9 protein-coding genes are annotated in these 16,431 nt (G+C 75.5%); 1 reads left to right on the top strand and 8 read right to left on the bottom strand.

Going from position 1 to position 16,431, the window contains the following annotated elements; translation table 11 throughout:
* Window positions 1-249: 249 nt before the first annotated feature.
* The 5 genes from nudC to ACFY0X_RS07135 form a co-directional block, all read right to left on the bottom strand.
* The gene (gene nudC / locus ACFY0X_RS07155) at window positions 250-1,191 is read right to left on the bottom strand and encodes an NAD(+) diphosphatase (RefSeq protein WP_387749992.1); all 942 of its coding nucleotides are present in this window, start codon (window positions 1,189-1,191) and stop codon (window positions 250-252) included.
* A 70-nt stretch (window positions 1,192-1,261) separates the two neighbouring features.
* On the bottom strand, window positions 1,262-2,665 hold the full coding sequence (locus ACFY0X_RS07150; protein ID WP_387749990.1) for a dipeptidase: 1,404 nt from the start codon (window positions 2,663-2,665) through the stop codon (window positions 1,262-1,264).
* 132 nt (window positions 2,666-2,797) lie between these two features.
* On the bottom strand, window positions 2,798-5,665 hold the full coding sequence (locus tag ACFY0X_RS07145) for an FtsX-like permease family protein (protein ID WP_387749987.1): 2,868 nt from the start codon (window positions 5,663-5,665) through the stop codon (window positions 2,798-2,800).
* Window positions 5,662-6,426 (bottom strand): ABC transporter ATP-binding protein, encoded by a 765-nt coding sequence (locus ACFY0X_RS07140; protein WP_387749984.1) that lies wholly within the window; start codon window positions 6,424-6,426, stop codon window positions 5,662-5,664. The genes ACFY0X_RS07145 and ACFY0X_RS07140 overlap by 4 nt, the downstream gene beginning before the upstream one ends.
* Window positions 6,427-6,496: 70 nt before the next feature.
* A complete protein-coding gene (locus ACFY0X_RS07135; protein WP_387749982.1) occupies window positions 6,497-7,123 on the bottom strand; it encodes a PadR family transcriptional regulator in 627 nt (208 codons plus the stop codon).
* Window positions 7,124-7,230: 107 nt separating this feature from the next.
* On the opposite strand from ACFY0X_RS07135, the gene ACFY0X_RS07130 reads away from it, so the two are divergent.
* On the top strand, window positions 7,231-8,208 hold the full coding sequence (locus tag ACFY0X_RS07130) for an endonuclease/exonuclease/phosphatase family protein (protein WP_387749980.1): 978 nt from the start codon (window positions 7,231-7,233) through the stop codon (window positions 8,206-8,208).
* A 6-nt stretch (window positions 8,209-8,214) separates the two neighbouring features.
* Here ACFY0X_RS07130 and ACFY0X_RS07125 read toward each other — a convergent pair whose 3' ends face one another.
* The 3 genes from ACFY0X_RS07125 to ACFY0X_RS07115 all read right to left on the bottom strand — a co-directional run bounded on the left by ACFY0X_RS07125 (window position 8,215) and on the right by ACFY0X_RS07115 (window position 16,373).
* Window positions 8,215-9,420, bottom strand: coding sequence for a PP2C family protein-serine/threonine phosphatase (locus ACFY0X_RS07125; RefSeq protein WP_387749977.1), 1,206 nt, complete (start codon window positions 9,418-9,420; stop codon window positions 8,215-8,217).
* A 191-nt stretch (window positions 9,421-9,611) separates the two neighbouring features.
* A complete protein-coding gene (locus ACFY0X_RS07120; RefSeq protein ID WP_387749974.1) occupies window positions 9,612-12,974 on the bottom strand; it encodes a UvrD-helicase domain-containing protein in 3,363 nt (1,120 codons plus the stop codon).
* 78 nt (window positions 12,975-13,052) lie between these two features.
* Window positions 13,053-16,373: an ATP-dependent helicase gene (locus tag ACFY0X_RS07115; RefSeq protein WP_387749971.1), complete on the bottom strand. Its 3,321-nt coding sequence runs from the start codon at window positions 16,371-16,373 to the stop codon at window positions 13,053-13,055.
* Between the last annotated feature and the right edge of the window lie 58 nt (window positions 16,374-16,431).

The raw sequence follows: 16,431 nt of genomic DNA, 5'->3' as shown, positions 1-16,431 counted from the left end.
CCGGTTTCAGCCGTTTCCGGCAATATCGTCCGAGCGGGTTGACTTCGCGCCCTTAACGGCCCCTCCTGGTAGCAGAACTGGCCCGTCCGGATACGAACAGCTGGTCGTGGTGAATTCGGGAAGGTATTGGAGAGGAAAAGGGGGGCGCATGGAATTTGCCACGCGCCCCCCTTTTCCTGCCTCGGGGCCACCGGTCCGCCTCCAGGACTACCAGCGCGCCTCCGGGGCCACCGGCCCCGCCACCCGGGACTACCAGCGCGCCGCCGAGGGCAGCGGCTCCCCGTACCAGAGCTCGACCAGGTGCCGGGCGATCGAGATGCCGGACGGCGGCAGGATCTCGCCCGCCGCCATCCCGGCCCGCAGCTCCTCGCGGGAGAACCAGCGCGCCTCGGCCAGCTCCTCGCCGTCCACGGTGATCTCGGTGCCGCCGGGCAGCGCCCGGCCCGTGAAGCCGAGCATCAGGCTGGACGGGAACGGCCACGGCTGGCTGGCGACGTAGTGCACCTCGCCGACCCGCACGCCCGCCTCCTCCTGCACCTCGCGGGCCACCGCCTGCTCGATCGACTCCCCCGGCTCGACGAAGCCGGCCAGCGTCGACCAGCGGCCCTCCGGCCACAGCGCCTGGCGGCCGAGCAGGCAGCGGTCCTGCTCGTCGGTGATCACCATGATCACCGCAGGGTCGGTGCGCGGGTAGTGCTCGGCCGCGCAGGAGGTGCAGCGCCGCACGTGCCCGGCGCCGGCCTTCTCGGTCGGGTGCCCGCAGCGCGAGCAGAAGCTGTGCAGCCGGTGCCAGTGCTCCAGCGCCACGGCGTGCACCAGCAGCCCGGCGTCCCGGTCGGACAGCAGCCCGCCGACCTCGCGCAGCCCGGCCGGGCGGGCGTCGCCGTCCAGCCGCCCGGGCAGGCTCTCGCCGGCCAGCGCGAAGTACGAGACGCCGTCCTCGTCGGTGCCGAGGAAGTACCGGTCGCCGTTCTGCGGCGCCTCGAAGGAGGGCAGCAGCACGAGTTCGGTGCCCTGCGCGGTGTCGACCACGAAGGCCTCGCCGCCGGCGATCGGCAGGACCCGGGTGTTCGGGTGGCTCCAGGCGGCGGCCAGCCAGGGCTCGTCGAAACGGTGCTCGGCCGCCCGGTCCACCCCGGACCGGGCCAGTGCCAGGTGCAGCGGGCGCTCGGTCTCAGGCACGGTGCTCACGTCTGTTCCATCCCCACGTGGTGAATCATCCGGATGAGTGATCTGGCTGCCATGGTGCGCACGGCGGGGGTCATTCCCCCGGCCGGAAGTTCTCGGCCAGGTCGCCCCAGAGGTAGGCGGCGGTCTCCACGCCCTTGGCCAGCAGGTCCAGTTCGACCTTCTCGTTGACCGAGTGCCAGCCGTCCGAGGGCACCGAGATGCCGAGGAACAGCACCGGCGCGCCCAGCGCGTCCTGGAGGTCGGCGGCGGGGCCGGAGCCGCCCTCGCGGGTGAAGAGGATCTTCTGCTCGAAGGCCCGTCCCATCGCGCGGACGGTGGACTGGAGCGCCGGGTGGTCCAGCGGGGTCAGGCAGGGCCGGGTCGCGCCCGGGAAGACCAGCTCGTACCGGACGCCCTCGGGCACCCGCTCGGCCACCCAGGCCCGGACCGCGTCGCGGACCTTCTCCACCTCCTGGCCGGCGACCAGCCGGAAGGACAGCTTGAGGTGCGCCGAGGTGGGGACGATGGTCTTGCCGCCGGGGCCGGTGTAGCCGCCCCAGATGCCGTTGACCTCGGCGGTCGGGCGGGCCCAGATCCGCTCCAGGGTGGAGTAGCCGGCCTCGCCGCGGGTGCCGTACGACTTGGCGACCTTCAGCCACTGCTCCTCGTCGAAGGGCAGCTCGGCGAAGAGCTCGCGCTCGCGCTCGGTCAGCTCGACGACCCCGTCGTAGAAGCCCGGGACCGCGACCCTGCGGTCGGCGTCGTGCAGGGCGGCGGCCAGCTCGGCCGCGACCTGGGCCGGGTTGGGGACGGCGCCGCCGAAGGAGCCGGAGTGGATGTCGGTGTCCGGCCCGTAGAGGTCGATCTGGGCGTCGGCCAGGCCGCGCATGCCGGTGCAGACGGTCGGCGTGGTCGCGGACCACATGCCGGTGTCGGAGATGACGACCACGTCGGCGGCCAGCCGCCCGGCCTCGCGCCGGATCAGCGCGGGGAAGTTCGGCGAGCCGGACTCCTCCTCGCCCTCGATCAGCAGCTTGAGGTTGACGGCCGGCGCGGTGCGGCCGGTGGCGGCCAGGTGGGCGCGCACGCCCAGGGTGTGGAAGAACACCTGGCCCTTGTCGTCGGCGGCGCCGCGCGCGAACAGCCGGCCGTCGACCACGGTCGGGGTGAACGGCTCGGTGTCCCAGCCGTCCTCCCGGGCCGCGGGCTGCACGTCGTGGTGCCCGTAGACCAGGACGGTCGGCGCGGACGGGTCCCCGGAGGGCCACTCGGCGAACACCGCCGGCAGACCGTCGGTCTCCCACACCTCGGCCACCGGAAAGCCGGTCGCGCTCAGCTTGGCGGCCAGCCACTCGGCCGAGCGCCGCACGTCGCCGGCCCGGTCCGGGTCGGCGGAGACCGACGGGATGGCCAGCCACTCGGAGAGGTCGGCGAGGAAGGCGGCCTGGTGCCGGTCGATGTAGGAGCGGACGACGCTGTCCGGGGTTCTCGTCATACCGACGACTGTAGTTCGCCCGTACGGGTGCCCGCCCCGGCGGTCCGGCTGCCGGGCGCCGTCGGGGCTGTAACCTCCGTCACCCCCGCCGCGGCGGTGCCGCGGACGGGGGTGGCGCAGACGGTTCCGGCCTCAGCCGGAACGGCGCAGCAGGGTGATCCGCGAGCGGGTCAGCAGTGCCGCGAGGGCGGCCGCGATCAGCGGCAGCAGCACGACGGTGGCGGCAACGGTGGGCCACGGGAAGACCAGGGTGGCCTTGTTGGCGAGCTCGTCGGCGCTCATGCCGGGGTACTTGCTCGCCGCGGCGTCGACCTTGCGCAGTGCCATGCCCGGCACGACCCCGCAGACCACGCCGAGCAGGGCGCCCATGGCGGCGATCACCCCGCACTGGAAGCCGGACAGCGTGCGCCGGATGCGGGGTTCGGCGCCGACCGCCGCGAGGGTGGTCAGGTCGCGCTGGGAGTCGGCGGCGGCCAGTCCGGTGGCGATGCCGGCCGCGCCGAGGGCGACGATGGCGGCGAAGACGTTCAGGCCGAGGCTGACCAGGTCGGCCTGGGACTCGTAGCCGCGTTCGACCTTCAGCACGTCGTGCTCGCTGAGCTTGGCCAGCGCGCCGTCGGTCCGCTGCTGGGCGCTGTCGGAGGGCGCCGCGGCGGGCAGCCACACCGATCCGGCCGGGGTGGTGGTGAAGCCGAGCCGGGCGGCGGTGGCCGGGCTGACCACGGCCTGGCCGGGGGAGCGCAGCGTGGGCTCGGCGAGCACGGCGTCCACGGCGACTTCGCCGCGCACGGGCTTGTCCCCGGAGGAGCCGCCGGTGCTCTCGGCGCCCGGGAGGGTGTATTCGAGGGCGACCTTGCCGTCCTTGAGGTAGCGCGCGTCGAAGACCACGGCCTTGCCGTCGGCGAGGGCCTGGGCGGCCTTCTGGTCGGTGACGCCGTAGAGGTTGCGCAGCAGGGTGGCGTCGCCGGCGGACAGCGGGGTGAAGGCGACGCCGCGGCGATCGTTGGTGTGGCAGCGCTCGTCGGTCTCCAGGATCCGCTCGCGCTCGGCGAAGGGGAGGTCGACGCCCGGGAGGAGGGCGGGGCAGCGGTCCTCCTTGGGCACCTCGACGGCGATGTAGCCGCAGTAGCCGCCCTCGGAGCAGTCGCCCTTGGGGTGGACGCGCTGGACGTCGGCGCGCGGGCCGAGGTCGGGGATGCCGTGTTCGATGGCCTCGCGCATCTGCGGCAGCAGTTTGACGTCGGCGGGGTCCATCCAGCCGGTGCCGAGCATGACGGCTCCGGGCGGGCCGGAGGCGACGTAGTCGCGCCGGTACTCCTCGTCGAGGCTGTCCATGTAGAGGCTGACCGCGACGGAGCCGGCGACGGCGGCCATCACGGCGGCGACGGCGGGCGCGGTGCGGCCGCGGTGGCGCACCGAGTCGCGCAGGGCGAGCCGGGGGCCGAGCGGGAGCCAGCGGCCGAGCCGGCCGAACAGGCCGACCAGGTAGGGCACCAGGACGACCATGCCGAGTTCGGCGAGGGCCGAGCCGCCGAGGACGGCGAAGCTGCTGTTGCCGATGCCGTTGGTGGCGCCGTACAGGGCGAGGGCCGCGCCGCCGCCGAGCATCAGCAGGCCGAGGACGGCGAGCCTGCGGCTGGGGGGCTTGAGGGTGTCGCGGCCGGTGAGCGCGGCGACGACGTCCTGGCGGGAGGCCTGGACGGCGGGTACGACGGCGGCCAGCAGCCCGGTGGCGAGGCCGACCAGGAGGATGCCGAGCAGGTCGAGCGGCGGCACCTCGAAGTGGCCGAAGCGCTGGCCGGAGTAGTCCTCGGCCCGGGTGCGCAGCGCGGCGACCAGGCCGATGCCCAGGCCCAGGCCGGTCAGGGCGCCGGTGACGCCGAGGACGATGCCGCCGCCGAGGACGACCGCGCGGACGTTGGCGCGTTCACCGCCGGCGGCGGCGAGCAGTCCGAGCTGCCGCCGGGAGCGCCGGGCCCCGACGGCGAAGGCGGGGCCCGCGAGGAGGACGATCTCCAGCAGGGCCATGCCGACGACGGTGGCGAGGACGACGACGTTGCGGCGGTTGAAGTAGCTGGTCCCGTCGCCTCCGCGGGCCCCGGCCTGGGCGTAGTACGGGACGTCGGCGCGGGCCGGCGGGTCGGTCAGGACGGCGCGGGAGGTCAGCAGGAAGCCGTACTCGTTGACCTCGGTGACCTCGTGCCAGTCGAGCACGGCTCCGGCCGGGAGCTTGACCAGCCAGCGGGTGGGTCCGTCGGGGGCGGCCGGGCCCTTGGCGCCGCCCGAGGGCGTGGGGAGCCGGTCGATCAGGGTGCCGGGGCGGGCGGTGATCTCGGTGGTGCGCAGTTCGCCGGGGTACTCGTAGACGCCGGTGATGGTGAAGGGGCTGCCCTCCAGGCCGCGGACGGCGGTCCGGTCGCCGATCCTGAGCCCGGAGCGCTTGAGGAAGTCCGAGGTGACGGCGGCCTCGGTGTCGGCGGTGGGGGCGCGGCCGGCGGTCAGGTCGAGCCGGCCGCGCCAGACCGGGTCGGTCAGGTCGGCTTCGGCGATCCGGGTGGTGAGCAGGCCGTCCCTGCTGCTCGCCGCGGTGTACGGGGCCTGGCGTTCGGGCACCAGGGTGGCGCCGGCCGGGAGCAGTTGGCGGGCGAGGTCGGCGGGGGCGGTGTCGAGGGCGCGCTGCTGGGCGGCGGTGTACGCGGGGGCCTGGCCCTCCTTGGCGTCGTCCTTGGGGCTCTGGACGCTGAAGCCCTTCTCGGGGTCGGGCGCCTGCTTGACGGAGGAGCCGCGTTCGACCAGTTCGAGTTCGCCGGCGGCCTGGCCCATGATCCGTACCGCCTGTTCGGCGGGGGACAGTTCGGCGCTGCGGAAGACCACGTCGGCGCCGGTGACGCCGAGGACGGGCAGGGCGACCATGGCGATGACGAGGGCGCTGCGGCCCTTGGCGCGCAGGGCGTCTCGGCGGGCTATGCGCAGGGCGACCCGCCAGGCGCTGAGCTTCACTCGTCCACCTTCAGGCTGTTGGTGGCGGCGGTGACGAGCAGGCTGGCGGCGTCCTGGCTGGCGGACTCGTCGACCATGCGGCCGTCGCGCAGGAAGACGACCCGGTCGGCCCAGGCGGCGTGCCGGGCCTCGTGGGTGACCATCATGGCGGCGGCGCCGGCGTCGCAGCGGGCGCGCAGGACGGCGAGCACGGCCTCGCCGGTGGTGGAGTCGAGGGCGCCGGTGGGTTCGTCGGCGAGGACCAGGCGGCGGTCGCCGATCAGGGCGCGGGCGATGGCGACGCGCTGCTGCTGGCCGCCGGACATGTCGTCGGGGAAGCGGTCGGCGAGTTCGGGGATGCCGAGTTCCTCCAGGGCGGTGAGGGCTTCGCGGCGGGCTGCGCGGGTGGACAGTCCGTCGAGTTCGCGCGGCAGCGAGATGTTCTCGGCGGCGGTGAGCGCCGGGATCAGGTTGTAGTCCTGGAAGACGTAGCCGACGGAGCGCCGGCGGACCTGGGCGAGCTTCTTGCGGTTGAGCTCGCCGAGGGCGACGCCCTCGACCAGGACGCGGCCGCCGCTCGGGGTGTCCAGGCCGCCGGCCAGGGTGAGCAGGGTCGACTTTCCGGATCCGGAGGGGCCCATGACGGCGACGAACTCGCCGGGGTGGACCTTGAGGTCGACGCCGCGCAGGGCCTGGACCTCGGCGGCGCCGTGGCCGTGGACGCGGGTGACGTTCTCCAGGTGGAGCACCGGCGTCTGCCGGTCGGGTTCGGTGTGGGACACGAATTCCCCCCTTGTGCTGGGTGTGCGCTCGGAGTCGGGGCCGAGCGTGGTGGTTCGGGTGCCGCGGGGCTCAGGTGCGCAGGCGGCGGCCGCGTTTGGCGGGCGCGGCACTGTCGCGGGTGGCCTCGGCGGTTCGGTTCTGCAGGAGTTCGGCCTGCTGGGCGAGCCGGGTCTCGCAGTGGTCGAGCCAGCGGATCTCCGCTTCGGTCTGGAAGATGAGCTGGTCGAGGACGAGCAGCCAGGCGAGGTCGTTGCCGGCGGAGGGCGATGCGCCGGGGCGCTGCTCCCCCGCGAGGGCCCGGCCCTTGAGCCGGGTGTAGTCCTGGAGCGCCTTGATGCTGTGCCGGCGCTGGCCCTGGACGACGGCGGAGACGTCCACGCCGGGGACGGTCACCGCCATGGCGAGCTTGATCGCGAGTTCGTCGCGCGGGGGGCTGGTGCGGGGCACCGGGGTGTCGAACCAGGTCCGCAGTTCCTCGCGGCCGGCGTCGGTGGCGGCGTAGAACTGGTGGCCCTCGTCGTCCTCCCCGGCGGGTTCGACCAGGCCGTCGCGTTCCAACCGGGACAGTGTGGTGTAGACCTGTCCGACGTTGAGCGGCCAGGTGGCGCCGGTGCGCGCCTCGAACTCGGTGCGCAGTTGGTAGCCGTAGCGCGGGCCCTGGTCGAGCAGGGCGAGCAGACCGTGACGGATGGACATACCGAGTATGTATACCCGGTATGCCCTACTGCCTCAAGCCGGGACCGGGCCCGCCCGGCGTCGGGACCGGGCCCGCCCGCTCCGGGGAGCGGGTACCGTCGTGCGGTGTGAGCCAGTTGCGTATCGCCACCTTCAACCTCCTGCACGGCCAGCCGCTCGCCCCGGACGGCGCCCCACGGCCCTACCCGTCCGACCCCGGCGCGCCGCTGGCCGACGCGGTGGCCGCGCTGGACGCCGACGTGCTGGCGCTCCAGGAGGTGGACCGGCGCCAGTCGCGCTCCGGCGGCACCGACCAGGCGGCGGTGGCGGCCGCGGCGATGGGCGCCAAGGACTGGCGCTTCGCCGCCGCCCTGCACGGCCGCCCCGCGCCGGTGGCGGGCTGGGTCCCGGAGCCGGCCGGCCCGAACGGGCTGCGGGTGTACGGGCCGGACGACGTGGGCGACGGCGCGCTGCCCTCGTACGGGACGGCGCTGCTGACGAGGCTTCCGGTGCGGCACTGGCGGGCCCGGCGGTTCGCCCCGGCGCCGTTCGGGCTGCCGCTGCGGGTGGCCGGGCGGCGCGGGCTGACCCCGGTGCCGGACGAGCCGCGCGCGGCGCTGGCGGCCGTCCTGGAGGGCGAGCGCGGGCCGTTCACCGTGGTGGCGGCGCACCTGTCCTTCGTCCCCGGCTGGAACATGGCGCAGCTGGCCGGCATCCGCCGCTGGATCGCCGACCTGCCGCAGCCGTACCTGGTGCTGGGCGACTTCAACCTGGTCGGCGCCGTGCCGCGCACGGTGCTCGGCGGGGCGACGGCGCTGGAGCGCACCGCGCCGCGGGCGCGGGTGCGGGTGCGCGAACTGCGGGCGGCCCGGCGGGCCCGGCCGGCCCTGGCCGAGCCGCGCCGGCGCCGGGTGCGCGAGCCCCGCCCCCGCCTGCAGGGCTGGTACGACCTGGCGCGCACGCCGACCTACCCCTCGCACCGGCCCGCGGTGCAGTTCGACCACGTGCTGGCGATCGGCGTGCCGCGCGCGGCGGTCGGCCCGGCCGCGGCGCCGCGCGCCGCGGTGTCGGACCACCGGCCGCTGCTGGTCGAGGTGTCCCTGTAGCGGCGGCTACTGGGACGTCAGGACCCCGGCCTGCTGGGGGATGGTGGCCGCGGCGGGCGCCCCCTCCTGTCCGAGCGTGGCCGGGGGGTCGAACTGGAGCAGCAGCATCGCCGCGTCGTCGCCGAGCTGGCGCCCGACGTGGCGCACCACGTCCTCGTGCAGGCGCTGCAGGACGTCGGCCGGGCGGCCGTCGGCGCAGTGCGGGAGGCGTTCGGCGAGCGGGTAGAAGACGCCCGCGCGGTCGCGGGCCTCGATCACCCCGTCGGTGAACAGCAGCACCCGGTCGTCGCCCTGGAGCGGCAACCGGTGCACCGGTGGGCGGACGTCGGCCGGGTCGAGGACGCCCAGCGGCGGTACGGTCTCGGCGAGTTCGAGCGCGCTGACCTCCCCGCCGCGCAGCAGCAGCGGAGCGGGGTGGCCGCAGTTGACGATCTCCGCGGCGCCGTCGGGCCCCACGCCGATCAGCACCAGGGTGACGAACTCCTCCTCCACGCCCGGGTGGTCGTTCTCGTGCAGGGCGCGGTCGAGGCTGACGGCGAGCCAGCCGGCCACCCGGTCCAGGGCGGCCTCCTGGTGGGCGGCCTCGCGGAAGGCGCCGAGCACGGCGGCGGCGGTCTCCACCGCGCCGAGGCCCTTGCCGCGCACGTCCCCGACCACGGCCCGCACCCCGTGCCGGGTGTTGACCACCTCGTAGAGGTCCCCGCCGATCCGGGCGTGGGCGGCGGCGGCCTCGTAGTGGACGGCCGCCCGGACGGTGCCGACCCGTTCGGGGACGGGCCGCAGCAGCACCCGGCGGGCGATCGAGGCGACCAGCTGGGCGTCGGCCAGCGCCCGTTCCTGGCGCAGCCTCAGGGTGGCGCTGACCCAGCCGATCGTGGCGACGAGCAGGATCGCGAAGACGCTGGCGGCGTGCACGGACTCGCCGAGGGTGTCGCCTCGGAAGGCCATCAGGAAGGCCGCCGCCTCGGTGCCCAGACCGATGGCGAGCGGGTACCAGGTTCGGCGGCTGACCACGGCGGCCAGCGCGGGTACGGCGGTGAGGGCCGGTTCGACCGTCACCTCGGTGCCGCTGAGGTAGTCGAGGGCCACGATCAGCACCATGCCGATGAACGGCAGCGCCAGCGCCGTCCTCGGCCAGGTGCCGGTCGCGCGCGGCGCGGGCCCCGGTGTCGGCCCGGTGAACCGCTCTCTGATCCATCCGGTCGCGCTCAACTTCGGTCTCTCCAGCAGAAGACGCCGATGCCCGGGGGCACCTGCGGTGATGACTGAGGGTCAGGGAATACGGGCCTCGCTGGCGGCCGGAGCTCGGGGGTTGACCGGTTACCGACCCCACAATAGGCGCGAAACGTGCACGACGCACAGGTTTCGGGCACTGGCGTGATGACTTGGATGCTCTGCGTGACTCAATAGTCACTGTTCCCGATCAGGAGCCGTTCCAACTCTTTTCGGTCGGGAAGTCCTGTCGGACGGACGATCCGGCCGCTGCGGACGTACAGGAACGAAGCCGTGACCTGCTCGGGATCGACGCCCGCGTGCTCGGCCCAGGCCAGCCGGTAGACCGCGAGCTGCAACGGGTCGGCGGTCTCCTCCCGGTGGGTCTTCCAGTCCACCACTTCGTAGCGTGACGCACCACCGGATTCCGTCAACGCGTCATCCTCCCGGTAGACCGCGTCGATCCGCCCCCGCACCACCCGGCCCGCCAGCACCAGTTGGAACGGCGCCTCCACCCGGTGGGGCTCGCGCCGCGCGTACGGGGTGCGCAGGAACGCCTCCTTGAGCCGCTCCAGGTCCTGCTCGTCCTCGATGCCGTCGTCGTCGGCGCCGGGCAGCGCCCCGGGCTCGACCAGCAGCAGCGGCTCGATCCGGGACTGCACCCAGGCGTGGAAGCGGGTGCCGCGCCGGGCCGCCGGCTGCGGGGGGCGCGGCATCGGGCGGGCCAGCTCGCGCGCGAAGCCGTCCGGGTCGGCGGCCAGCCGCAGCAGCTGGGTGGCGGACAGCGCGGCGGGCAGCGGCACGTCCCGCGCGGTGCGCCGGGAGCGCTCCAACTCCCCCAGCAGCGCGGTCAGGTCACGGTCCCAGGAGGCCACCTGGCGCCGCTCCTCGGGGGCCAGCTCATCCGCCTCGGGCCCGCCCTGGACCGAAGGGCCCGCCGGCAGCGGGTCCGCGGGCGCCCGGTCGACGGCCCCGGGGGCGGCCGGGCGGGCCACGGTCCCGGCCAGCCGCGCGCGCACCACCTCGGCGACCCGGCGGCGGGCGTGCTGGGCGGCCGGGTCCAGCGGCAGCGGCCACGGGCGCTCGACGGGGGCGGCCAGCGCCGGGTTCTCGGCGCCCTTCTCCGGCTGCTCGGCCCAGTGCTCGACCTCGCCCGCGCCGGGCCGCTCGCAGTGCTCGCGCAGCGCTTCCAGGAAGGCGGACGGGCCGCGGACGGTCTTCTGGCTCGGCCCCCACCAGTGCCCGGAGGCCAGCAGCAGCGACCGGGGCCGGGTGAACGCCACGTAGCCCAGGCGCAGTTCCTCGACGCCGGCGTGCTCGGCCAGCTCCTTCTTGAACGCCGTCATCGACTTCCCGTTCCACCCGCCGCGCACGTCGGGCAGAGTTCCGGCGTCGCCGCGCAGGGCGTGCGGAAGCACCCGCTTGGTGCTCGTCCAGCGTTCGCGCGGGCTCGATGACGGGAATGCGCCCCGCACCAGGCCGGGGACGGCCACCACGTCCCACTCCAGGCCCTTGGACTTGTGCGCGGTGAGCACCTTCACGGTGTCCTCGCCGCCGGGCAGGCTGCTGTCCAGGCCGCGCTCGTACTCCTGGGCGGCGCGCAGGAAGCCGAGGAAGGCGGCGAGGCCCGGGTCGCCGTCGAGGTCGGCGAAGGAGGCGGCGACGTCCAGGAAGGCGTGCAGGGTCTCCCGCCGGCGGGCGGCCAGGGCCTGCGGGGAGGCGGCGAGCTCGACCTCCAGCCCGGTGACGGACAGCACCCGATGCAGCACGTCCATCAGCGGGTCGGCGAGCGAGCGGCGCAGTTCGCGCAATTCGGCGGCGAGCCGGGCGAAGCGCACCCGCGCCTCGGCGGAGAACGGCAGGTCGTCGGGCTGGTCCGGGTCGAGGAAGGTCTCCACCGCGTCGGCCAGCGAGACCACCTCGGTCGGGTCGGTCTCGGCGACGGCCGCGGCCAGCGCCTCGACGCCCTCGGGCCGGTCGGTCCGGACCAGGTCGGCGGCCCGGCGGCCGAGCAGCGCGAGGTCGCGCGGGCCGATCCGCCAGCGCGGGCCGATCAGCAGGCGCACCAGCGCGGCGTTGGCCGTCGGGTCCTGCAGCACCTCGCAGACCGCCACCAGGTCGGCCACCTCGGGCAGCTGCAGCAGCCCGCCCAGGCCCACCACCTCGACCGGCACCTCCCGGGCGACCAGCGCGGCGTGGATGTCCGGGAAGGCCGCGCCGCCGCGGCACAGCACCGCGATCCGGCCGGGCGCGGTGCCAGTGCGCACCAGGTGGGCGATCGAGTCGGCCAGCCAGTCGATCTCCTCGGCGTGGGTGGGCAGCAGCGCCGCGCGCACGTAGCCGTCCTGCTCGGCGCCGGGGGCCGGGCGCAGCGCCTCCACGCCCTCGTGCATCCGGCGCAGCGGGGCGGCGAGTTCGTTGGCGAAGGCGAGCAGCCGGCCGCCGCTGCGGCGGTTCTCGCTGAGCGCGTAGCGGTCGGCGGGGCGGCCGTCGGCCTTCGGGAAGTGCCGGGGGAACTCGTCGAGGTTGGCCACCGAGGCGCCGCGCCAGCCGTAGATCGCCTGGCAGGGGTCGCCGACGGCGGTCACCGGGTGGCCGCCGCCGGTGCCGCGGTGCGGGGTGCCGTCCGGGCCGGCGCCGCCGTCCGGGGTGCCGTCCGGGCCTGCGCCGCCGGGGACGGGCGCCTCCGGTCCGGCGCCGAACAGGCCGGCGAGCATCAGCCGCTGGGCGACCGAGGTGTCCTGGTACTCGTCCAGCAGCACCACCCGGAACTGGCCGCGCAGCAGTTCGCCGACCTCCGGGCGCTGCTGGGCCAGGCGCGCGGCGGCGGCGATCTGGTCGCCGAAGTCCATCAGCCCGGCGGAGCGCTTGCGGCGCCGGTAGTCCTCGACGAGGCGCAGCAGTTCCAGCCGGGCCCGGGCGGTGGCCGGGACGGCGCGCAGGTCGTCGTTGGTCAGCTTGACGGTGGCGAGGGTGTCCAGCAGCCGCTCGTCGAACTCGCGCAGGGTCTGCGGCTCGACCCGGTGCTCGGCTAGTTCGCCGTCCAGCGCGGTCAGGTCGGCGACCAGGTTGGCGAAGGTGCCGGTGAGCGCGGGGAACGGGCCGCGGGCGGTGCGCAGCACCTTGGCGGCGAGCTGGAAGCGGGTGGCGTCGGCGAGCAGCCGGACGTCCGGTTCGATGCCGATCCGCAGGCCGTGCTCCTTGAGCAGGCGGCCGGCGAAGGCGTGGTAGGTGGAGATCTCCGGGTCGCCGAGCGGTTCGGCGGCGTCCCGGTCGGCCACGCCGGCCCTGAGGAGTGCGGCGCGCACCCGTTCGGAGAGCTCGCCGGCGGCCTTGTTGGTGAAGGTGAGGCCGAGCACCTCCTCGGGACGTACGGCGCCGGAGCCGACCAGCCAGACCACCCGGGCTGCCATCACGGTGGTCTTGCCGGAGCCGGCGCCGGCCACGATCACGGCCGGTTCCAGGGGGGCGCCGATGGCCGCCATCTGCTCCCGGTTGAACGGGATCCCCAGCAGCTCCTTGAGCTGGTCGGGATGGCTGAGCACGGCGGTCACCCCGCAACCGTAACCGGAGCGGCGGACAATCCCGTCCCGCCGGGTCGGCCGCCCTCCCCGGGCCGATGGGTCGGGAGGCTACTCGACGAGCTGGGTGCCGTCGCGCTGGGCGGAGCAGCTGCGGCGGAAGGCGCAGCGGTCGCAGCCTCCGCCGGTCTGCGGGACGAAGCGCTCGGCGAGGACCTTCCCGGCCGCCTCGGCGAGCAGGTTCTCGATCCAGGGCTCGCCCTCCGGCGGCTCCTGCCGCTGCACCTTGGGGGCGTCCTGGGCGGCCTTGGCGGCGGGCTCGCGCAGGTGGACCAGTTCGGCACCGCCGGTGTCCGGCGGGTGCCCGGTGAAGCCGGGCAGCTCGTCGAGGGCGCCGGCCCGGACGGCGAGCTGGTAGACGGCGAGCTGTTTGTGCTCGGGCAGCGACTTGTCGGTGGGTATCTGCTTGCCGGTCTTGAAGTCGACCACGTAGGCGCGCCCGGCCGCGTCCTTCTCCACCCGGTCCATCGAGCCGCGGATGCGCACCGAGACGCCGCCGACGTCGAGGGTGACGTCGAAGCCGTGCTCGGTGGCGACGAGGTCCCGCCCGCGCTCCAGGACGTGCCAGTTGAGGAAGCGCTCCAGGGCGGAGCGGGCCTCGGTCTTCTCCTGGTGGGACTTCCAGGGCGCGTCGAAGGCCAGCGTGTCCCAGACGGTGTCCAGCCGTTCCATGAGCACGGCGAGGTCGGCGGGGGTGCGGCCGGAGCCGACCTCGTCGGCGAGGGCGTGCACCACGTTGCCGAAGCCCTGGGCGGCCGAGCCCGCGCCGCGCGCCTTGACCTCCTTGTCCAGGAACCACTGCAGGGAGCAGCTCTCCAGCTGCTCCAGCCCGCTGCCGGACAGCCGTACCGGCGCGTCGGCGCTGCGCAGCGGCTCGGGGGCGGAGGTCGGGTCGTCCAGGCCCCACCAGCGCTCGGGGCGGGCGGCGGGCACCAGCGGGGCCCCGTCCTCGTCGGTGGCGGCGGCGAGGGTGGCGAGCCGTTCGGCGGCGGCGCGCCGCAGTGCGGGCGAGCGGGCGGGGTCGACGGTGACGGCGCGCAGCTCGGCGACCAGCGCGGCGACGGACAGCGGGCGGCGCGGGCGGTGGGTGACGTCCTCGACGGTGACCGGCGGGGTGCGGCGGACCACCCTGCCGGTCCTGGGGTCGACGTCCTCGCGGTAGAGCTCGCGCAGGAAGCGGGACGGCTCGTCGCCGTCGTCGGCGGGGGCCTTGACGGCGGTGACGATCAGCCGTTCCTTGGCGCGGGTCGCGGCGACGTAGAAGAGCCGGCGCTCCTCGCCGAGCAGGGCGCCCGGGGAGAGCGGTTCGGCGAGGCCGTCGCGGCCGATCCGGTCGGCCTCCAGCAGGGAGCCGCGGCGGCGCAGGTCGGGCCAGAGGCCGTCCTGGACGCCGGCGACCACCACCAGGCGCCACTCCAGGCCCTTGGAGCGGTGGGCGGTCATCAGCCGCACCGCCTCGGGGCGTACGGCCCGGACGGTGAGGGTGTCGGCGGCGATGTCCTGGGCTTCGAGTTCGGCGAGCAGGTCCAGGGCGCTGCGGTGGCCGGTGACCTGCTCCTCGGCGCGGGCGGCGGTCTCGAACAGGGCGCACAGCGCGTCCAGGTCGCGGTCGGCGTTGCGGCCGGCCGCGCCGCCGCGCAGGGCGGACCGCTCCAGGCGCTCGCGCCAGCGGCGGCTGCCGTCCCACAGCTCCCAGAGCGCCTCCTCGGCGGTGCTGCCGCCGGCCAGCTGCTCGCGGACCTTGCGCAGCAGGGTGCCGAGGTCGCGGGCGCGACGGGCGTACGAGGGGTCGAGGGCGACGAGGCGCTCGGGTTCGGCGAGGGCCTCGCGGATCAGTTCGCCGGCCGGGCGCGGGACGGTGGCGGGGCGGCCCGCGGCGCGCAGCGCGGCGCGTTCCTCCTCGCGCAGGGCGCGGCCGAGGCGGCGCAGGTCGGAGCCGTCGAGGCCGCCGAGCGGGCCGGTGAGCAGGGCGTGCGCCAGGTCGGTGGTGAGCGGGTCGGGGGCGTCCGGGTCGCCGTTGCGGTCCCGGGCGGCCTGCTCGGCGCAGACCCGCAGGGCGAGCAGCAGCTGGGCGACGGCCGGCTCCTCGCGCAGCGGCAGGTCGTCGCCGTCGATCTCCAGCGGGACGCCGGCCGCGCCGAGCGCCCGCCGCACGCCGGGGATGGAGCGGGCGCCGGCCCGGACGAGCACGGCCATCTCGCCCCAGGGCACGCCGTCCTCCAGGTGGGCGCGGCGCAGCAGGTCGGCGATCGAGTCCAGCTCGGCGCCGGGGGTCGGGTAGGTGTAGACCTCGACCCGGCCGCCCTCGCGGGAGGGCAGCAGGGCGCGGTGCTGGGCGAGCTTGTCGGCGGGCAGCCGGCCCATCGGCATCCGGCGGGCGATCTCCCGGGAGGCGGCGAGCAGCACGGCGCCGGAGCGGCGGGAGACCCGCAGCACCTTGACCTCGGCGGGGCTGCCGTCGGCCTGCCGGAAGGTCTGCGGGAAGTCGAGGATGCCGTTGATGTCGGCGCCGCGGAAGGCGTAGATCGACTGGTCCGGGTCGCCGACCGCGACGAGGTCGCGCCCGCCGCCGGCCAGTTGGCGCAGCAGCCGGACCTGGGAGGGGTCGGTGTCCTGGTACTCGTCGACGAAGACGACCTCGTAGCGCCGCCGCAGCTGTTCGCCGACCTCGGGGCGTTCGGCGAGGAGCACGGCGCGGTGGACGAGTTCGGCGTAGTCGAGGACGCCGCGCAGGTCGAGCACGTCGAGGTAGTCGGCCAGGAAGTGCGCGGCGGCGGCCCAGTCGGGGCGCTGGACGCCCTGGGCGAAGCGTTCCAGTTCGGCTTCGCCGAGGCCGAGCTCGCGGCTGCGGGCGAGGACGGCGCGGACCTCGTCGGCGAAGCCGCGGGTGGTCAGGCAGGCCCGCAGGTCCAGCGGCCAGGCGATCCGGCCCAGGCCGAGCCTGGCGTCCTCGGCGCCGCCGGCCAGCAGTTCGCGGACCATGACGTCCTGCTCGGGGCCGGAGAGCAGCCGCAGCGGCTCGGCGTAGTCCTCCGGGTCCTGGTGGGCGCGCAGCAGGGCGTAGCAGAAGGAGTGGAAGGTGGTGGCCTGCGGGGCGGCGGCGGAGCCGCCGAGCCGGCCGGACATCCGGTCGCGCAGTTCCGTCGCGGCCTTGCGGCTGAAGGTGAGGACGAGGATCCGCTCGGGGTCGGTGCCGTTCTCGATCCGCCGGGCGACGGCCTCGACCAGGGTGGTGGTCTTGCCGGTGCCCGGGCCGGCCAGCACCAGCAGCGGCCCGCCGGGGTGCTCGACCACGGCACGCTGGTAGGCGTCCAGCACGGGTGGGTCGGGCTGGACGAGGGGGCTGCGCACGAGCCGGTAGGGGGAGCTCACGCACCCACCTCGCCACGCTCGGCAGGGGCGTTCGCCCGAGCGCGCCTGTCGACGGCGC

It is taken from the genome of Kitasatospora sp. NPDC001547 (assembly GCF_042894165.1).
Taxonomy (GTDB): Bacteria; Actinomycetota; Actinomycetes; order Streptomycetales; family Streptomycetaceae; genus Kitasatospora.
The sequence above is the reverse complement of the archived record's forward strand: the minus strand, read 5'-3'. Positions and strand labels throughout refer to the sequence as shown.

Coding starts and splice junctions, on each gene's coding strand:
- ACFY0X_RS07150 (WP_387749990.1), bottom strand. CDS start 2,665: ATGACGAGAACCCCGGACAGCGTCGTCCGCTCCTACATCGACCGGCAC.
- ACFY0X_RS07135 (WP_387749982.1), bottom strand. CDS start 7,123: ATGTCCATCCGTCACGGTCTGCTCGCCCTGCTCGACCAGGGCCCGCGC.